The organism is Streptomyces sp. 150FB (assembly GCF_000818195.1).
Lineage (GTDB): Bacteria > Actinomycetota > Actinomycetes > Streptomycetales > Streptomycetaceae > Streptomyces.
In genome coordinates, this window is record NZ_JTHL01000001.1 from 8876512 (window position 1) to 8894500 (window position 17989).

At 69.0% G+C, this 17989-nt stretch carries 16 protein-coding genes and 1 pseudogene; 10 read left to right on the forward strand and 7 right to left on the reverse strand.

Translation table 11 applies throughout. The features are described 5' to 3' along the window. From QR77_RS37950 to QR77_RS37965, 4 genes are all read left to right on the forward strand, one after another. A partial coding sequence (locus tag QR77_RS37950) for a thioesterase domain-containing protein (protein ID WP_236710978.1) occupies nucleotides 1-961 on the forward strand: 961 nt, incomplete at its 5' end. 95 nt (nucleotides 962-1056) lie between these two features. Further along, entirely contained in the window at nucleotides 1057-2172 is a 1116-nt protein-coding gene (gene hppD / locus QR77_RS37955; protein ID WP_052489375.1) for a 4-hydroxyphenylpyruvate dioxygenase, read from the forward strand. A 17-nt stretch (nucleotides 2173-2189) separates the two neighbouring features. Further along, entirely contained in the window at nucleotides 2190-3260 is a 1071-nt protein-coding gene (locus QR77_RS37960; RefSeq protein ID WP_052489819.1) for an alpha-hydroxy acid oxidase, read from the forward strand. Between the two features lie 113 nt (nucleotides 3261-3373). Beyond that, complete coding sequence (locus tag QR77_RS37965) at nucleotides 3374-4675, forward strand: cysteate synthase (RefSeq protein WP_040026506.1); 1302 nt, start codon at nucleotides 3374-3376, stop codon at nucleotides 4673-4675. Nucleotides 4676-4812: 137 nt separating this feature from the next. On the opposite strand, the gene QR77_RS37970 is transcribed toward QR77_RS37965, so the two are convergent. From QR77_RS37970 to QR77_RS38000, 7 genes and pseudogenes are all read right to left on the reverse strand, one after another. Next, entirely contained in the window at nucleotides 4813-5460 is a 648-nt protein-coding gene (locus QR77_RS37970; protein WP_040026508.1) for a histidine phosphatase family protein, read from the reverse strand. Between the two features lie 411 nt (nucleotides 5461-5871). Continuing rightward, nucleotides 5872-6393 (reverse strand): annotated as a pseudogene (locus QR77_RS49555) (enoyl-CoA hydratase-related protein); the annotation flags it as partial. Further along, nucleotides 6390-7724 carry a (3,5-dihydroxyphenyl)acetyl-CoA 1,2-dioxygenase DpgC gene (gene dpgC / locus QR77_RS37980; protein WP_040026509.1) on the reverse strand — a complete coding sequence of 445 codons (1335 nt, stop codon included), beginning with the start codon at nucleotides 7722-7724 and terminating at the stop codon, nucleotides 6390-6392. The gene dpgC and the pseudogene QR77_RS49555, both read right to left, overlap by 4 nt. Continuing rightward, on the reverse strand, nucleotides 7721-8431 hold the full coding sequence (dpgB, locus tag QR77_RS37985) for an enoyl-CoA-hydratase DpgB (RefSeq protein WP_347359815.1): 711 nt from the start codon (nucleotides 8429-8431) through the stop codon (nucleotides 7721-7723). Before dpgB ends, dpgC begins: the two co-directional genes overlap by 4 nt. A gap of 11 nt (nucleotides 8432-8442) precedes the next feature. Next, nucleotides 8443-9600 (reverse strand): 3,5-dihydroxyphenylacetyl-CoA synthase DpgA, encoded by a 1158-nt coding sequence (gene dpgA, locus QR77_RS37990; RefSeq protein WP_040026511.1) that lies wholly within the window; start codon nucleotides 9598-9600, stop codon nucleotides 8443-8445. Between the two features lie 82 nt (nucleotides 9601-9682). After that, nucleotides 9683-10993, reverse strand: coding sequence for a PLP-dependent aminotransferase family protein (locus QR77_RS37995; protein ID WP_040026513.1), 1311 nt, complete (start codon nucleotides 10991-10993; stop codon nucleotides 9683-9685). Between the two features lie 281 nt (nucleotides 10994-11274). Continuing rightward, nucleotides 11275-11505 (reverse strand): hypothetical protein, encoded by a 231-nt coding sequence (locus QR77_RS38000; RefSeq protein WP_040026514.1) that lies wholly within the window; start codon nucleotides 11503-11505, stop codon nucleotides 11275-11277. A gap of 390 nt (nucleotides 11506-11895) precedes the next feature. Here QR77_RS38000 and QR77_RS38005 point away from each other — a divergent pair, with 390 nt between their 5' ends. Genes QR77_RS38005 through QR77_RS38030 form a run of 6 tightly spaced genes read left to right on the forward strand, consistent with a single transcriptional unit; the run spans nucleotide 11896 to nucleotide 17919 of the window. Beyond that, complete coding sequence (locus tag QR77_RS38005; RefSeq protein ID WP_078877648.1) at nucleotides 11896-12927, forward strand: pyridoxal-phosphate dependent enzyme; 1032 nt, start codon at nucleotides 11896-11898, stop codon at nucleotides 12925-12927. A gap of 1 nt (nucleotide 12928) precedes the next feature. Beyond that, nucleotides 12929-14134 (forward strand): argininosuccinate lyase, encoded by a 1206-nt coding sequence (locus QR77_RS38010; protein ID WP_150130501.1) that lies wholly within the window; start codon nucleotides 12929-12931, stop codon nucleotides 14132-14134. A gap of 9 nt (nucleotides 14135-14143) precedes the next feature. Then, nucleotides 14144-15325, forward strand: coding sequence for an ATP-grasp domain-containing protein (locus tag QR77_RS38015; RefSeq protein WP_040026515.1), 1182 nt, complete (start codon nucleotides 14144-14146; stop codon nucleotides 15323-15325). Next, complete coding sequence (locus QR77_RS38020) at nucleotides 15322-16122, forward strand: SAM-dependent methyltransferase (RefSeq protein WP_078877649.1); 801 nt, start codon at nucleotides 15322-15324, stop codon at nucleotides 16120-16122. Before QR77_RS38015 ends, QR77_RS38020 begins: the two co-directional genes overlap by 4 nt. Beyond that, nucleotides 16119-17231, forward strand: a complete 1113-nt coding sequence (locus tag QR77_RS38025) for a PLP-dependent lyase/thiolase (protein WP_052489377.1) — start codon at nucleotides 16119-16121, stop codon at nucleotides 17229-17231. Before QR77_RS38020 ends, QR77_RS38025 begins: the two co-directional genes overlap by 4 nt. 40 nt (nucleotides 17232-17271) lie before the next feature. Then, on the forward strand, nucleotides 17272-17919 hold the full coding sequence (locus QR77_RS38030) for a class I SAM-dependent methyltransferase (protein WP_040026517.1): 648 nt from the start codon (nucleotides 17272-17274) through the stop codon (nucleotides 17917-17919). Nucleotides 17920-17989 lie beyond the last annotated feature (70 nt).

Below are 17989 nucleotides of genomic sequence, written 5' to 3' on the forward strand. Positions count from 1 at the left end.
CGTGAGCCGTATCCGCTCCACGCTGGGCGTGGAAGCAAGCATCCGGGCTCTCTTCGAGGCACCCACGGTCGCCGGACTGACCCACCAACTCGACGAGGGCGGCGTCGCGGACCCGTTCGATGTCGTCTTCCCGCTGCGCGGACACGGCACGGACGATCCCCTTTTCTGCGTGCACCCTGTGGCGGGCCTGAGCTGGTGCTATTCGGGTCTGATCAAGGAGTTGCCGGACGACGTGCCGATCTACGGTCTCCAGTCCCGGGGCCCGAGCGGCGGGGAACTCGTGTCCACGGTGGGGGAGATGGCGGCGGAGTACGCGGAGCTGATCCGGTCCCTCCAGCCGCAGGGGCCCTACCGCATCCTCGGCTGGTCCTTCGGGGGACTCGTCGCGCACGCCGTGACGGAAGAGCTTCAGCGCCAAGGGCACCAGGTGAGCCTTCTGGCGGTGATCGACGCCTACCCGTCCTCCAGGCTGCCGCAGACGCGGGAGCAGGACCGTCCGAGCCTCATCCGGGCCCTCGCCGAGGGCGCCGGCCTCAGCCTGCCCGAAGACAGCGCCGATGATGACGTCTCCGGTCTGATCGAGGCCTACGCCGCTGACCAGAACGGTGTGGTCGCGGAGAGTCTCCAGGTCGACGTCGACCAGGCTCAGGGTCTGATCGCCGTCGTCGAGAACAACCGCGCACTCGCTCGTTCCGTGTCCTTGGGGAGGGTGGAGGGCGACCTTCTCTTCTTCCGCGCCGGCATCAACAACCCGATGCCGATGTCCGGCCCGGAAGCGTGGAGCGCGCACGTGGCAGGCGACGTGGACGAGCGCGTGATCCAGAGCGATCACGTCAGCATGATGCGGCCCGAACCGCTCGCCGACATCGGCCGTGCCCTCCGGGAGCGACTGCTGCCCGGACGGCCCGCAAGGCCCGCAGGGCCCGTGAACCGGCCCGGAAGCCGGGCCGACAAACCGTAAGGAAACCGAATAGGGCGCCGCACGGCGCGCTGCCCCGTTCCGCTGTTCCTTGGCTCTCTCAAGTGTTGTCTCACGCAAGAGAATTGGAGTTCCCCATGACGTCCGTTACGGCAGACAGGGTCATCGACGACTTCGAGTTGGACTACGTGGAGATGTATGTCCACGATCTCGATGCCCAGACCACACACTGGCGTGATCGCTTCGGGTTCGCCGAGGTCGCTGTGGGCGGTTCGCCCGAGGAGGGGTTCCGGGCCGCCGTACTGAGCCAGGGCAGGACGCGGCTGGTGCTGACGGAGGCGACAGCCGAATCGCACCCGGCGTCCGACTACGTGCTCGCGCACGGCGACGGCATCGCGAACATCGCTCTGCGGACGGCCGATGTGCGAGCGGCGTTCAGCCAGGCGGTCGGGGGCGGGGCGCGGGCGCTCGCCGAGCCGGTGGAGCACATGGGGGACGACGTCCTCCTCAGCGCCACCGTCTCCGGCTTCGGTGACGTCGTACACACCTTTGTGCAGCGGCGGACCAGCACCGGAGCCGGCCTGCCGCCCGGATTCCGGGCTCACCCGGCTGGACCGGCGGAGCACACCGGACGAGCGGCCCACGACGGCCTCCGCCTCCTGGAGATCGACCACTTCGCGGTCTGTATGAACGTCGGTGACCTGGAACCGATGGTCGCGCTGTACGAGAAGGCGTTCGGGTTCCGTGACATCTTCGAGGAGCGGATCGTCGTCGGCACGCAGGCCATGCTGTCCAAGGTCGTTCAGAGCCGGTCCGGTGAGGTGACCTTCACGATCCTCCAGCCAGACCCCGCGGCCGACCCCGGTCAGATAGACGAGTTCCTCAAGAACCACGTCGGCTCCGGAGTTCAGCACGTCGCGTTCGCCGCTGACGACGTCGTACGGTCGGTTCGGGCGCTGTCGGAACGCGGGGTCGACTTTCTGACGACCCCGGACGCCTACTACGGTCTCCTGGAGCAGCGCATCGCCCCCACCAGGCACCCCCTGGAGAGTTTGCGAGCGCTGAACATCCTGGCGGACGAGGACCACGCAGGGCAGTTGTTCCAGATCTTCACGCGGTCGGCGCACCCCCGGCGCACACTGTTCTTCGAGGTGATCGAGCGGTGCGGTGCGAAGACCTTCGGCAGCTCGAACATCAAGGCCCTGTACGAGGCGGTGGAGCTGGAGCGCCTCGCGAAACAGGGTGAACTGTGAGCGGCGCCGGGCGCGAGATGCTGTGCCTGGACGACGTGGAGCGGATCGCCAGGGAGTCGCTTCCCGCCGACGTGTGGGACTTCGTCTCGGGTGGCAGCGGTGCGGAGGCGACACTGTCCGCGAACCGTGCAGCGCTGCGGCGGATCGAGCTGATCCCGCGTGTCCTGCGGGACGTGGAGCACTGCACGACCGAGACCACGCTGTTCGGTGATTCGCTCGCCATGCCCGTGGCGACGGCGGCCTTCGCCTATCAGAGGCTTGTGCACCCGGAGGGCGAGGTCGCGGCCGCGCGCGCGGCGAAGGCCGCGGGAGTGCCCTTCACCGTCGGCACCCTGAGTAGCTGCCCGGTCGAGGCGATCACCGAGATCGGTGGCACCGTCTGGTTCCAGCTCTACTGGCTCCGCGACCGGGAGAAGACGTTCGAACTGGTCAGGAGAGCGGAGGACGCGGGATGCCGGGCGCTGATGCTCACGGTGGACGTGCCCTGGATGGGGCGCCGCCTGAGGGACGTACGCAACCGGTTCGTCCTGCCCGCCGGTGTGGAGGCGGCCAACCTCACCTGGGGGTCGTCGTCCGAGGCACACCGGTCACCGGCTTCGGGATCCGCGGTGGCGTCACACACCCAGGCCGCACTCGCGCCGTCACTGACCTGGACGGACGTGGAGGAGCTGCGGTCGAGGACCACACTGCCGCTGATCCTCAAGGGGGTACTCGCCGCGGAGGACGCGAGGCGCGCGGCGGACATGGGTGTCGACGCCGTCGTGGTGTCGAATCACGGAGGCCGGCAGTTGGACGGCGCCGTCGCCAGCATCGACGCGCTCGCCCCGGTGGTCGCCGCCGTCGACGGTGACTGCCGGGTCCTGTTCGACAGCGGTGTCCGCCATGGGACCGATGTGCTGAAGGCCCTCGCACTGGGAGCGGACGGGGTTCTCCTGGGGCGTCCGGTGCTCTGGGGGCTCGCTGCCGCCGGGGAGCAAGGGGTGCGCCGCGTCCTGGAGTTGGTGGCTGAGGAACTCCTGGACGCCCTGGGGCTCGCGGGGTGCGGGAGCGTCGCTGAGGCCCGTGCGATCAACACCGTCACCGGCTGACCACCGCCGGGCGGGGGAGCGGTGGCCGGCGCGTCGTACGGACGCGTCGGCCGTGCCCTCCCACGGGTCATCGATGTGTATTCGTGTGGATCCTTGAGAGGGGAACGTGGGGAATGGAAGAACGGGCGACACGCCACTACACGTTGTTGTGTCCGGCCTGCGGGCACCGCAGGCCGGACGACGGGGTGACCCTGTCATGCGAGCACGACCACGAACCCGCGCTCCTGCAGACCGAGTACGCGGCGAAGACGTTCACCCCGGACCCCCGCGCCGAGGGTCTGTTCCGTTACCGGGACTGGCTTCCGGTCGCCCGGACCTGCGCGACCTCGGCACGCACGGTGGTGTTCCGGAGCGAGGAACTCTCCGCTCGTCTCGCCCTGCCGAACCTCTGGCTGGCGTTCAACGGCTACTGGCCGGAACGCGGAGCCTTCCTGGAGACCGGCACGTTCAAGGAACTCGAAGCGTACGCGGTGCTCGGGAGGCTGCCCGACGATCCTCAGGTCCTGGTCGTCGCGTCCGCCGGAAACACGGCAGCGGCTTTCGCCGCGGTCTGTTCCCGCTATCGGCAGCCGTGTCTTCTCGTGGTTCCCCGGCGCGGACTGAGCCGGATGAACTTCCGTACGCCGCTCGACCCGAGCGTGAAACTGGTGGTGCTCGACCACGCGGACTACTCCGACGCGATCGCCCTCGCCGACGCGGTGGCCGAGCTGCCGGGCTTCCAGGCGGAGGGAGGCGTGCGGAACGTCGGCCGGCGGGACGGACTCGCGACGGTTCTCTACGCGGCTGTGGAAGCCATGGGAAAGCTGCCCGAGTACTACGTCCAGGCGGTGGGAAGCGGAGCCGGGGCCATCGCCGTGCACGAGGCGGCGAGAAGACTGCGGGCCACGGGCTCCTTCGGTACGACTCCGCCACGGCTCATGCTCTGTCAGAACGCGTCCTTCGCACCGCTGGCGGCTTCCTGGAGCACCGGGACCAGACGCCTGGCCACCGGGTTCGTCGAAGACGAACGGACTGCCGTGGCACAGGTGTTCGCGGACGAGCTCACGAACCGGTTCCCGCCGTACTCCGTTCGTTCCGGGGTCTACGACGTCCTCACCGAAAGCGCGGGCGACATGCTGACCGTGGCGAGCGAAGCGGCGGAGTACGAAAGGGAGGTCTTCGCCAAAACGGAGGGCGTCGATGTCGAACCGGCGGCGGCGGTCGCGCTCGCGGGACTTCGGCTCGCTGTTCTCGACGGACGGATCCCGGGCGAGGCGTCGGTCCTGCTGAACATCACCGGCGGGGGGCGGGCCCGGCTCGCCGGCGACCATCGGCTGCACGGTGCGCAGGTCAGCCTGGTGCTCGACATGCGGGAGCGGGGCACGGACAGCCAGGCGGCACGCGTCGCCGAGCTGTTCCGGAGCGGCGCGTGCTGAACTCCGCGCCCGCGAGCCGGGCCCGGGGCGGCGAGCTTGTCCATGCCCACGGCGCCGACGTGACGGGCGACGCGGGGACGAGCGTCCGGTGGGCGTCCCCGCGGTGCGGTGCGGCTGCCCCGTGTCCCTGAAGGTCTTCAGCCCTCGCTGAACTCCGTTTCCTGAGGGGCTCCCGCGTTGCGCACCGACAACCGCCACCCGGAGGGCTCTTCGCTCAGGACGTGCCAGTGGCAGTTGGACAGGCCGGCCAGCGATATCCAGTCCTCCGGGGCCAGCCCGAGGAGCCGGCCGGCGCAGGCCCTGATGGTCCCGCCGTGGCTCGCCACGACCAGCGTCCCGCCGTCGGGAAGCTTCCCGGCATGGCGTTCCACGGTGGGCACCGCCCGCGCGGCGAGCTCGGTGTCCAGCTCGCCGCCGCCACGCCGTACGGGCTCGCCCCGCTTCCAGGCGGCGTACTCGTCCCCGTACCGGGCCACGATCTGATCCTGGGTGAGCCCCTGCCAGCGGCCCGTGAAGGCCTCGCGGAGACTCTCCTCGGCTGTGACGGGGAGCCCCGTCACCGAGGACAGTTGCTCGGCGGTCGCGGCGGCACGCTTCAGATCGGAGGTGATGATCGCGTCCGGTGCCAGGACGGCCAGCCGCCGGGCTGCCCGCCGCGCCTCCTCGACCCCCACGGCGCTCAGTTCCACGTCGGTGGTCCCCTGAAACCGCTGCTCGCGATTCCACGCGGTCTGACCGTGCCGCCACAGGACGATCATGCGGTTCCGGGAGCTTGCTGCGCGCATGTGCGGTGGACATCCCTTACGGCCGGGCCCCTGACCGGGGCGTGTGTCACGGAGGGGCGGTGGTCGGTGCTGAGCCCGCCGGGCGGATCCTCCGAGGTCGGAGGACCCACCCGTACGGAAGTCGTCAGCGGCCCCGCCACTGCGGCTCGCGCTTCTCGGCGAAGGCCCGGGGGCCCTCCACCGCGTCGGTGCTGTGCCTGCGGCGCTGTTCCCACGCGAAGGGCGTGGTGAACGCCTCCTCCAGGGGCATGTCCACGGACCGCAGTACCGCCTCCTTGATGGCGCGTACGGCCAGCGGAGCGCTACGCAGGAGGGCCCGCGTCCAACCGGCCACGGCCGCGTCGAGTCCCCGCCCGGAACGACCTCGTTGACCAGCCCCGACCGCAGCGCCTCCGCCGCGGTCATGCGCCGGCCGGTCAGCAGATAGCCCATCGCGATCTTCAGGGGAAGCTGCCGGGCCAGCCGGAAGGCCCCTCCAGCGCCGGGGACCAGCCCCAGTGTGGCCTCGGGCAGGGCGAAGACAGCCCGGTCGGAGGCGATGATCAGATCGCAGGCCAGCGCGAGCTCGAAGCCGCCCCCCAACGCGTACCCGTCGACCCGTGCGACGACCGGCTTGGAGAGGTTGAAACGCTCGGTCAGCCGGGGCCAGCCGGGCTGCCCCCGGCTGCCGAACGTCGACGGGGGCACCACCCCTTGCCGGTCGAGCTCGGCCCGCTCCCGCAGATCCTGCCCCACGGAGAAGGCACGGTCGCCGGCGCCGGTCAGGACCGCGACCCGGACGTCGTCATCGGCCTCGACGTCGTCCCAGACCGCGGCCAGTTCCTCGTGCATGCGCAGGTTCATCGCGTTGAGCACGGCCGGCCGGTCGAGGGTGACGTAGGCGATGTGGTCCCTCTTCTCGTACCGCACCCCGGGCTCGTCGGTGTCCGTCATGGGGCGTGGGACCCCCTCGCGGAGGAGGACAGGGAGAACCGGCCGACCTTGTCGAGCACGTCCGAGTCGTACATCCGCAGGGCTTGCTGCAACGCGAACTCGGCCATGTAGGCACGGAACTGGTCGAGCGGCTCCTCGGCCAGATTCAGCATGCGCCGGTTGGCGAGGACGGCCGAGCCGCGGAGGCGTTCGACGCTGCGTTCGACAGCCGCGTCCAACTCCGGCGGTTCGTGGACCTCGTCGACGAACAGGCGGGCCGCCGGCTCACTCGCGTGGACGCGCCGCCCCTCCAGGATGACCTGCCGGGCCAGCCTCGGTCCGGCGAACCGGGTCAGCCGGAAATTGGCGACACCCGGGATGATGCCCTCCTGCGCGGCGGGAAGGCTGACATAGGCGTCCGACGCGGCGATGACATGGTCGAAGAGCAGCAGCAACTGGGCGCCGCCGCCGATGGCGAAGCCGTCCACGACCGCGACCCAGGGCTTGTCGAAGGTGGTGCGGCGCCAGTCGGCCCCGCCCTCCACCAGGATTCCCCGGATCAGCTTGTGCAGGTATCCCAGCTCGCGCCGGAGCAGGAAGTCGACCAGCGAGATGTCCCCGCCGTGCAGCGCCTTGAGGTTGATGCCCGCGCTGAAGACCCGTCGGCCGCGGTGGCGGGGATGCGTCATGACGCCTCCCCGCAGGAGCCCGACCTCCGTGGCCGGATCGAGCAGGACCAGGTCGACAGCCGTCTCCATGTCGTCGACCTGCTGATCGTCCTCGGCGTTCAGCGAGTCCTCGCGGCACATCGTCAGATGGGTCACGGCCCCGACGCGCTCCAGGCGTACGGAGCGGAGCTCCAGCTTGCCGCCGGCCGCGAATTCCGGGAGCAGTTCCAGGGCCCGGGACGTCGGCAGGAGCATGCTGTCGAGCAGGTGGGCGCCGGCCGACGGGGAGCGCAGCACGCGGCTGAAGAAGATGCCCTGGTCGATCTCGTGGCCCTCTTTGTGCGCCTGGGTACGCGCACGGTCGCTCGCCACCTGCTCCGCGGTCGGGACGAGTCCGGGGAAGGCGGGAGCGGCGGACCGGGCCAGCTCCGCGAGCCGGAGACGCAGCGTCCCGCCCTCGGTGAGTTCGCCGTAGACCGCTTCGGCGTGCGTGTCCAGGAAGGCGGCGCGCAGCGCCCGGGTGGCATCGACGGCGGCCGCCCCCGCGGTGCGCTGCTCCGGTGAGCGCCGCGCGGGTTCGCCCAGCCCCGTCAGCACGGCTTCGGTGTCCTTCGCCGCCCGCGCCAGCGCCGCGCGGGCCGCGGTGAGATCGGGCGACCGTACGGCGTCCCGGCCGGCGCTCACGCGGCGGCCTCCGGTGACGCCGCCTGGCGCAGGGCGCGGTCACAGGCCGCCAGATGGGCGCCGACCGCCTCCTCGAAACTGGTGGTGGGGGCGTCGAACAGCAATTGACGCCGGATGGCCAGCTCGCTACCCCGTACGGATCCGGTGCGCTCGACGGCCGTGGCGAGGGCGCCCGGCAGGTCGTCGGTGAGTGCGTCGACCAGTTGCAGCGCCAGCGCGTCCGGCGCGCTGACGGGAACCCCGAACAGTACGGCCCGGCGGACCGCGGCGGCGCCGGCGTGCGACCGGGCGAGCCGGTACAGCGCCATGCCCGGCCAGGCCACCCCGTTGTCGACCGTCACCACCAGGCTCGTGGAGCCGGTCGCGATGCGGTAGTCGGTGCTCAGCAGCGCGTCCAGGGCGAGACCGCCGCAGGCGCCCTCGGCCACCGCGATGGTCGGCACGGGCAAGCGCTCCAGGCGGCGCAGCGCGCGCTCCCACTTGCTCACCGTGGAGACCGTCAGATCCTTCGCGAGCGCCCCCTCGGGGAAACCCGACACCTGGACGATCACCCGGGCCCGCGTGCCGTCCTCGACGCTGTCGCAGACGGCGTTGACCCTGTCGATCGAGGAGACGGACAGGGGGTGGCGCCCGTCGATACGGAGGACCGGAGCCTCGGTCCCGAACTGTGCGGCGGCCGTGGCGATCGCGCCCGGGATGTCCTTCACCTGCTCCTCCTTCACCATTGGACCAGCGCGGTTTCGATGGTTGAGCCGGGTCCCATGGTCATCAGGACGCCGTACTCGCCTGCCGTGGCGATGTCCTCCCGGAGCAGCCGTTCGTAGGAGAACAGGAACGAACCGCTGGAGAGATTTCCGTAGTCACGCAGGACGCCGGTGGTGTGCCGTACGTCGTGACGGGTGAGACCCAGGTTGATCCGGACCGAGTCGATGACCTTCTTGCCACCGGAATGGACGAGCCAGTGGCTGATGTCGGTCCGGCGCAGTCCCTCGCGCGCCAGCAGCCGGTCGACGACCTGTTCCGCGTGGGCGCCTACCACGTACGGCACGTGCGGGTCGAGGTAGAAGCTGAACTTCCCCTGCGCGTCGTCCCAGTCGTAGCGCATCGCGTCGATGGCGTCGGTGATGAGGTGGCTGGCGAATCCCAGGATCCGCGGACCGCCGAACCCGGTGGGCGGGGCGGCCGGGGCGGACGGCGAAGGTGTGTCCGGCGGGCCGGCGATCAGGGCGACGGCTGCGGCTCCGTCCCCGAAGAGGCTGTTGACGACGGCGGTCCGCATGGAGGAGTCGATGACATAGGCGGCGGAGCAGACCTCCACGCACAGCATGACCACCACCTGACCGGGATGCGCCACGGCCCAGCCGGCCGTCGCCTGGAGGGCGTTGAGCCCGGCGTTGCAGCCCATACCGACGATGTCGACCCGGCTCGTCTGCGGGCGCAGTCCCATGGAGCGGATCAACAGGGCGCTGAGCCCTGGAGTCAGGAAGCCCGTGGTGGTCGTCACGCACAGGTAGTCGACGTCGCCCGGGTCGATCCCGGCGTTCGCGAGGCACCGCTCGATGGCGCGCGCCCCCATGTCGAGGGCGAGATCCTTGTGTTTGTCGAGCAGTTCGCTCTGCTTCTCGGGGAGGCAGATGCCGTCAGCGTCACGCCGGGGCAGGGAGAGGAAGCGCTTCTCGATCGCGCTGTTGAGAAAGACGGACCTGACCTTGGGGTCGGTGATCCTGAATATGTCGAGTAATTCACTCTGCGTGTAGGCCGTGTCGGTAACGGCCGTGGCGACACCGGTGATGCGTGCCGCGCTCAGTGACCCGGGTCGGTGGGCCGTCGACGGTTCGAGCGGATCGGTACGCGGGGGGTTCATCACGATGGTCATCGGAAGACCCACCCCCACATGCGGGGTTTGCTGCGAATCAGGATATGTGCGGTCAACAATGGATCGGCTTTCTCCAGAGTGGTCACTCGGACCGGGCGGCTGTTTCTTCCTTGATGAAACGGGCCAGTCGTTTGATGCCGTCCGAGATCTCGGACTGTGTCAGATAACTGATCGACAGGCGGAGCGTGTTGTCTCCGCCGCCCTGCGGATAGAAGTAGGACATGGGTGTCCAGATGACGCCGAATTCCTCCGCCGAGCGCTCCAGTGCGGAATTGTCCGCACGGAACGGAACGTCCACGGTGAGGAAGAAACCTCCGGTGGGCTGGTTCCAGCGCACTCCGAGCGCGGTGCGCTCCGGTTCGGGGAAGACACCGGCCAGTTCCCGCAGGACGGCCCGCATCGCGTCGCCGTAGTAGCGGGAGGTCTCCACGTTGAGGTCCGCGGTGCGGCCGTCGGCGGCCAGCAGCATTCCGCCGACCACGGCCTGGCCGAGGGTGGAGGTGTTCACCGTCACCATGCTTTTGATCTTGGTCATCTCGTCCACCAGCAGCCCGGTGCGGCCGTCCCGGTCGACGACGATCTGGTCGGCGACGGCGAACCCGATGCGTGCGCCGGGGAACAGGGTCTTGGAGTACGAGCCGAGGTGGACGACCCGGCGCTCGCGGTCCAGCGACTTCAGGGCGGGCACCTGCGGTCCGGGGCTGACCATGCGGTACGGGCTGTCCTCCAGCAGGAGGATGTCCTCCCGGGCGGCGAGTTCGAGGAGTTCGTGACGGGCCGCCAACGACAGGGTGACACCTGACGGATTGGAGTGGTCAGGAACCAGATACAAGGCGCGCGGGCGTTTGCCTCTGGCTCGCTCCGCCTTGATCGCCGCTTCGACGTCCGCGTACCGCAGGCCGTCGGCTTGTTCCTCCACGGCGGTGACCTCGATGTCGAGCAGCCGGGCCGCGCCCGTGATCCCCACATAGCAGGGACTGGCCACCAGCAGCACGTCGTCGCGGGTCGCGATGAGGGCGCGCAGAGCGAGGAGCATGGCCTCCTGGCAGCCCACGGTGACGACGATGGCCTCGGGCGGTACGTCGATGCCCTCGTCCTTGCGGAGCGAGTCGGCTATCAGCTCGCGGATCTGGCCGTTCGTCGGGCCGTACTGGAAGAGCGCGTCGCGTATCTCGCCGGCGGACAGGCCGCTCTCGGCCAGGTGGTCCAGATAGCGGCGGATATGCTCGAATATCTGCTGGACGTCGAAGAAGCCGTCGTACGGGCGGCCTGGTGCGAAAGAGATCGCTTCCGGATAACGGTGAGTGATCCCGTTGAGGAAATTCATCGTGTCGAGCACCGGGTCGGAGACGCTGGCGTGCAGCTCCTCCTTCAAGAGACGGCTGGCTGCCACGAGGGCACCTCCCGCAAGGCGGCAGCCGGTTCGGCCGTCCGCTCCTGAGATCGTAGGAATGAAGATCTTTTGGAGGCTATCACCGAGGAACCCGCCAACACAGTGATTTCTGATCATACTTCAGTGCTGGAACTGCTGAGAGTCGGCCTTCCTATACGTGCGTGCCGTTTTGTGCGCGGGCGGATAGAACTGGACGCCGATAATCCGGTTTTCGCGACCCCAGCCTGTTCGCGTTTGCCCTTCCCGGTCGGTCATGTCCACTTCGTGCGCCTGCGGGTCGGCTACGCCCTGATCGACACCGCCGTGCCAGGGTCCGCCCCCGCGATCCCGGAGTGGCGGACGCTCCGGTCGTACGCGGCGCGGCCCCCGGACCCCGGCCGGTGTTCACCGTCGCGGAACGCGCGCTCCACGAGCAGATCATGGCGGGCCTCTCCGAAGGCGGCGTTCCGTCCCCGCGGCATGTGCCGGTGGATGTGGAACTGCGTGACGGGGCCCGCGTCGTGTCGCTCCACCTCGCTCCGGTCTCGTGTGAAATGCACTTTTTCGCAAGGGGCTGGGCCGCGGGTGGGATTTGTGGCAGGCGTCGGCAAATGTCGATGACAAAATCACTCAAACATGAAGATCGCGCTCTACGGCTGGATTACTGAAGGCAAATGTGGCGGAATATTCGCCTCCGCCGAACGGCGGCCACCAGGGAATGAACTGCTTTATCCGATTGGGTGGACGTCGACTGGTGCAAACGTGACGATGGCCACACTCTGCGTCTTCGAACCCGGTTGCCGAACATTGCGGTTACATGAAGACTGAGAACTCGCCCGGGGGATTCGTTAAGACAGAGGACCTTTCCGTGTCCAAACCCGGGAAATGACGGACTCGGTTCTTGGTCGATGGACTGGTGGCGAATGGTTTATGAACACGTCTCCGACGCTTTGGCGCAGGCGGATCTTATCCACCTCGACGGGCGGATTCATGTCCTCCGATTCGAGGCCATGAAGGTTGCTTCTGCGCTCGGTGCGGTTCGCCAGCTCATGTCCGAGGGGAGTATCACTCCGGGCGATACGCTGGTCGACAGCTCAAGCGGAATCTACGCCTACTCGCTCGCCCTCGCCTGCCACAAGTACGGCTTCAAGTGTCACATCGTCGCCTCTCCGAGCGTCGATCTGACCTTGAAGACCCAGCTCCACCTGCTGGGCGCCACCGTCGATCAACCGCGTTCGACGAAGGACGCCAGTCTCGATCAGGCGGCCCGGGTCAAAAGGGTGGTCCGTTACGTCAAGGACCATGAGCGGGCGCACTGGATGAGCCAGTACCACGACCGGGTCCACTACGCCGGCTACGGTCCGATAGCCGAGCAGGTGGCTGCGGCTCTCGACTCGCCTCGGGTCGCCCTGGTCTCGGCCGTCGGCACCGGAGCCTCTTCGGGCAGCCTGACCAGCACCCTGGAGAAGCTGGGCGTACAGACCGACCTGATCGGCGTGCAGCCCTTCGGGAGCGCCTCCTTCGGCAGCCATCACATCGAGGACCCGCGTTTCCTGATCTCCGGAACCGGCAGCGGTATCTACTTCGACAACATCGACTACTCGCTCTTCCGGGCGATTCACTGGATCAACTTCGACTACGCACGCTCCGGAAGCATCGAGCTGATGCGTCGGCACGGAGTGTTCGCCGGACTGTCCAGCGGCGCGGCCTACTTGGTGGCGCAATGGGTTCTCGATTACTGGCGTCAGGACATCGATCATCCCGTCGTCTTCGTTGCTCCGGACACCGGGCACCGGTACGTCGAAGATGTATTCGCCTCATCTGATCCTGTCGTCGAGCGAGACCCCTCCCATCCGCTTCCCATCGCACGGCAGTCGGAACTCGGACTTCCCTGGTGCTGGACCGACTGGGCCGAGAACGCCGGAGATTTCTCCACGCCGGAACGGATTCTGTGACGTGGCTACCATTGTTATGCTCGAAGCGCTGGGATTCGGCGTGGACGAGCTCTCGCGCTCGGCCGAGCGGCGCGATGCGGAACTGGTCCTCTTCACATTCGACCGCCCTTACTACGAATACGGCCTCGCTCGGCACGATCACGTCCGGGTCGTGGACGTGGACACCTTCGACATCGACGCCGTGCGAGCAGCCCTGGATTCCCTCGGCCCGGTGGACGGCCTCATCTCGAATACGGACACCTGGTCCGGTCACGCCGAAACCCTGGCCATCGAACGTGGCTTCCCCCACGTGGCCCGTAACATCGCGCTGCTCCGTGACAAGGTCCGGGTGCGAAACACCCTGTTCGAGGCCGGCCTGAGCGGCCATCGGGCCGTCAGGGCCTCCGAATGGGCCGACCCGCCCGCCGGCGAGGACCGGTCCTTCATCGTCAAGGACGCCTCCGGGACCGGCAGTCGGCACGTCCTGTTCGCCGAGTCCGCGCAGGACGTCGGCAAGCGGATGACGGAGCTGATCGGCAACGGCCTGGAGCCCGAGGGCATCACCGTCGAGCCGTACTTCAAGGGCCCGCTCTACAGCGCGGAGACCTACACCACCGCGACCGGTACCACGCTGTTCGGCGTCACCAGCCGGACGGTCTCGGAACTCCCGGACTTCCGCGAACTCGACCTGAGCTACCCCGTCGGGCGCGGGACGCCCTGGGAGTCGAGCGTCCGGCACTGGGTGTCGGACGTGCTCTCGGCGATCGGACGCGGAATCGGCCCGTCCCACGTTGAGTTCGTCGACACCGGCTCGGGCTTCGAGGTCGTCGAGGTGAACTGCCGGCTCGGCGGCTTTCTGGTCGGGCACGGAATCGAGCTGGTGAACGGCCTGAGCCCGTACGACCTCCTCATCGGCCAGGCGCTCGCCGAGGATCTCGACGGCGTCATGGGCCGGGCGACCACGCCCCCGGTGGCGCGGGCCTACGCGCAGGTGGCGAAGTACGCCGGCCGCACAGGCCGGTTGGGAACGGTGCTCGGGACCGAGGGGCTGCGCTCCTTCCCCGGAGAGGTGGCCTGGCATCCCATTCTGCGACCGGAGGCGACCGTCCTCGCCACGGACGACCAGCGATCGGCCTACGGCCTGGTGACGGCGACGGGCCCGGCTCCTGACGAGGCGCTGCGCCGGGCCCACGCCGCGGCGCGCCATGTCCGAATCGCCGGACGGTAGGTGAGGGAATTGAAACCGAAACTCATTCTGCTCGGTGTCACACGCCACACGGTCGAAGAGGCCCTGCGTCTCGGTGCCGACGTGATCGTCTTCGACACCCCTTCGTTCATCTCCATCCTCGACCTGCCGACGGGAAGTTGCGCGCTCACCGACGCGGAGTATCTGCGGCGGTCGCCCGAGTCCATCGTCGCCATCGCCCGGGCGGCGATCGGCGGGGCGGACGCCTGCCTGACACTCACCGAGGTCGCGATGGCTCTTTCCGCCGAGGTGAACGCGTTCCTCGGCGCTCCGGACAACTCGCCCGAGGCGGTGCGGAACACGATCGACAAGTCACGGATGCGGGCGAGGCTCGACGGCGTGCCGCACCTGCGTGTCGACTGGGCACGGGTCGAGGACCCGCCGGCGTTCCAGCGGTACCTCGACGGCGCGGACGGATCCTGTGTCGCCAAGCCGGTGGCGGGCTCCGCGTCGAACGGGGTGGCGAGGTACGACCGCGGCACCCCGCCACCGGAGGACGGCTATCCCTACCTCGTCGAGTCCGAACTGGTGGGCGTGGAGTTCTCGGTCGAGGCGTTCAGCCAGGACGGACGGCACACCGTTATCGGCTGCACCAGCAGCGTCCTCGGACCGAAGGGGGAGGCGACGGAGTTCTACGCGTACGGCCACACCTTTCCCCTGGCGCTCGCCGAGGACGACGACCTGTCGGTGTGCCGGGCCGTCACCGGGATGCTGGACGCCCTCGGTGTGCGTCACGGTGTGACGCACACCGAGGTGATGCTCACCGCGTCCGGGCCGAGGATCATCGAGACGCATGTCCGGCACGGGGGCGGCAAGATCCTCGACCTGGTGCACGCCGCGCTCGGCGTCGACATGGTCCGGCTCGCCGTCGCCCACCAACTCGGACTCGACCCCGCCCCCCACCTGAAGGCGACCCGTCAGCGCGTCGCCGCGGTGCGGTTCCTCCGGATCCCGCCCGGAAGGCTGGTCCACCACGCCGGTCTGGCGAGGGCGTCCCGGATTCCGGACGTCATCCGCTTCGAGTTCCCCTGGCACCTCGGTGACCGTGTCTCGTACGAGGACGCGCACCTCAACCGCCCGGCCTTCGTGATGGTGGCGGCGGACAGCCATGCCGCGGCAGAACGCGCCCTCGACGCCGTCGAGGCGGAGATCGAGTGGGAGGTGGCGCCATGAGCGTCTCAGTGGTGGGGATCGGATACGGCGCGGACGTGACGGGCGAGGTCAGAGACGTCCTGGCCCGGGCGGACGTGGTCATCGGCCACGAGTCCTTCATCGCGGCCGTCCGCCATCTCGTCCGGGCCGGAGCCGAGTGCTTCGACGTACAGGCGATGGCGACAGCGACGGAGGACATCTTCGCCGTCCGCGCCAGAGCCGCGGTCGAACGGGACCTCAAGGGCGCCCATGTGGTGATCGTCTCCGGAGGCGACCCGGGACTGCTGGGCATGGCGGGCCCGTTCCTGCGCGGCCTGTACGCGCGGGCGCGCGAGGACCGGCCGGTCGAGGACGTGCGGATCCTTCCGGGACTGTCCGCGTGGCAGTACGCCTCGGCGCGGTTGGGCGCCCCCTTCAACGGCGGCGTGTGCGTGCTCTCGCTGTGCCTCTACAGCCACACGGAGACGAAGATCCTGCGGCAGATCAAGGGCGTCGCGGCGTCGGGGCTGGGCCTCGTCGCCTACATGCTCCGGCACAACGGCGAGATGAAGCCGGAACGGTATCCGACGCCCGAGCCCGCGGTGGATCTGGCCCGGCGCCGATTCGTGACACTGCGCGACGAACTGCTGAGGCACCGGGATCCGCGGACGCCCGCCTTCCTGGTCCGCGGGCTCGGCGAGGAGCGGGACGGGAAACCTGAGCGTGCCCCGCTCGCCGAGTGCCTGGGGCTTTGGGAGCGGTCCGACGCGGTCTCCGTGTTCTGCGTCCCCGGGGACGACTACGAAGAGGGTGGCGACTTCATCTGGAACGTGACGTGAGGAGTGAACCGGCGGTACCGGCGGCGGAGTTGTCGGTCGAGAGCCTGGAGTGCATCAGGTGCGCCCGGCGCGTGCCGGTGGCGGAGCATCCGTTCGGCTGCCCGAGCTGCGCGGCCCAGGGGCAGAACTCCAACCTCTTCTGCCGTTATGCCCCGGGGACGGATCAGGAGCCGCGCCGGCGGCTGCCGTACGCGTCCGTTCCCGACCTCGGGCAGGGAGCCACGCGCATGCTGCGACTGCCGTGGCTCGAGGACGTCCTGGTCAAGAACGAGGCGGCGAACCCCACCGGGTCGCACAAGGACCGCTTCGCCGCGATGACAGCGGCGCACGCGCGAGCCGCAGGCTACGCGTCCGTCGTGGTGGCCTCCTCGGGGAACGCCGGCATCGCGATGGCGGCCTTCGCCGCGTCGGCCGGCCTGGGGGCTCTGGTGGCCGGGTTCTCCTGGCTGCCCGGGACCGTACGCGACCAGCTCCGGCAACTGGGCGCGGAGGTGCGGACGTTCGACACGGACGCCGAGCGGACCGCCTGGGTCCGGCGGATGGCGGAGCGGGAGGACGTGCTGGCGGTGTCCAACATCGCCGATGTCGTCGTCGGGAGCAACTGCCTCGGCATCGAGGGGTACAAGGAGATCGCCTGGGAGATGGCGGAGCAGGCGGGGGGCGCGATCGACCATGTGGTGCTGCCTTCGAGCCGGGGGGACCTGGCCTGGGGCGTCCACCTGGGATTCAGCGAGCTGAATCAGATGCACGGCGTCCCCGTTCCCCGGCTCCACCTCGTCGAGCCGTTCCCCAGACTGGCCGCGGTCCTGTCCGGCACCGCGATCACCTCGCGTTTCACCGCGGACCACGGGGAGCTTCACTCGATCGCCGGGGACAGCACCACCGTGCAGGCCCACGCCGCGGTGACACGCAGCGCGGGCAGCGCCGTCGTGGTGCCGTCCGCCACGGCGAGAGCGTGGTTCGAGCGGGCGGGCCGCCACGGGCACACCTGGGAGATCAGCAGTTGCGCCGCTCTGGCCGCGTACGCCGATCTCCGCGGGAGGAAAGTGATCACGGTCGACGAACGCACCGTACTGGTCGCGACCTCGCATCTGTTCAAGAACCTGTGACTTCCACGGATCGACCAACTCGGCAGAGAAGGAGAGCTCGATGAAGACCGCCAGCCTCTGGGGGGCTCCGCCCACCCGCTTCTACACGTTCCTGCAGCGTCTGGAGCAGAGGACCACCGGCACACCCACACTGGCCGTGCTGGGGTGCGCCGACGGGAAGTTCGTTCTGCCCGCGGCCCGGCGGGGCATCAAGGTCTGGGCCATCGACATCGACGAGGTGACACTCTTCGGCGGCTACAAGGACAACGACGGGGAGCAGACCCGTGTCCCGGGCCTCGTGTCCCGCCTCAAGACCGAGGGACTTGAGGACCTCGTCGAGGTCAGGCACGGATCCTTCGTCGACATCCACCCCGAGCGGCGGTTCGACGGTGTCTTCACCAGCGGCGCGCTCCAGTACTCGAACAACACGGGGAACGACCTCGGCGACATGGTCACCCGCCTCGGCGGCCTCGTACGCGAGGGCGGGTTGTTGTACATCGACTACATGCTCCCCCACGAGGAGAAGTACAAGGGACGCCCCAACTGCCCCGAGGCCGGTTGGTGGAAGGACTACTTCCGGGCCCGGTCCGAATGGAACGTCGTCTACAACAGGGCCATGCGGCCGACCCTCGACAAGGCGCACCTGGACTACCCGGTCGACCACTACCACCAGTGGGGCCACCTGCTTGCCGAGCGCCACACCTCCTGAGCATCCCGTACGACCCCTTCGACGGAGCGAGCAGGTCAACCGGAGCACCAAGCCAACGGAGCGAGCAAGA

Bases quoted from the DNA above. Each gene is read 5' to 3' on its own strand.
- QR77_RS37965 (WP_040026506.1), top strand. From the start codon at position 3,374: ATGGAAGAACGGGCGACACGCCACTACACGTTGTTGTGTCCGGCCTGC.
- QR77_RS38020 (WP_078877649.1), top strand. From the start codon at position 15,322: ATGAGCGTCTCAGTGGTGGGGATCGGATACGGCGCGGACGTGACGGGC.
- QR77_RS37970 (WP_040026508.1), bottom strand. From the start codon at position 5,460: ATGCGCGCAGCAAGCTCCCGGAACCGCATGATCGTCCTGTGGCGGCAC.
- QR77_RS37960 (WP_052489819.1), top strand. From the start codon at position 2,190: ATGCTGTGCCTGGACGACGTGGAGCGGATCGCCAGGGAGTCGCTTCCC.
- dpgA (WP_040026511.1), bottom strand. From the start codon at position 9,600: ATGACCATCGTGATGAACCCCCCGCGTACCGATCCGCTCGAACCGTCG.
- QR77_RS38030 (WP_040026517.1), top strand. From the start codon at position 17,272: ATGAAGACCGCCAGCCTCTGGGGGGCTCCGCCCACCCGCTTCTACACG.
- hppD (WP_052489375.1), top strand. From the start codon at position 1,057: ATGACGTCCGTTACGGCAGACAGGGTCATCGACGACTTCGAGTTGGAC.
- QR77_RS38005 (WP_078877648.1), top strand. From the start codon at position 11,896: ATGGTTTATGAACACGTCTCCGACGCTTTGGCGCAGGCGGATCTTATC.